This window comes from Streptomyces sp. NH27 (assembly GCF_056859195.1).
The window spans coordinates 1-255 of record NZ_JACEGK010001136.1 but is presented as its reverse complement, the minus strand read 5'-3'; the positions used below and the strand labels follow the sequence as shown (position 1 = coordinate 255).

Sequence of the window (255 nt, the reverse complement as noted above, 5' to 3'; positions counted from 1 at the left end):
CACCACACGCGCCACTGCACCGCAGGGAGCGGGCGCGCCGGCCCGGTATGGGCCTGGCGTGCATGCGCTGGCGGTCTATCAACTCGTCCACCAGCATGTTCCCTCGCTGCGGACCGCGCTCGCAGCGACCGATCTGCATGACGCCCGACTGTCGGAGGGCTTCGTGCACGCCGCTCTGCTGCGAGCGGCAGGGGCACTGATCCCGTTCAGTGAACACGTCATGGCGCTGCTGCGGTCCGCTCCGGTGGCGCACTT

At 69.8% G+C, this 255-nt stretch carries 1 protein-coding gene; it reads left to right on the top strand.

Annotated features, from left to right (window positions below):
- Positions 1 to 58 precede the first annotated feature (58 nt).
- A partial coding sequence (locus tag AC13HU_RS38390) for a hypothetical protein (RefSeq protein ID WP_483046608.1) occupies positions 59 to 255 on the top strand: 197 nt, incomplete at its 3' end.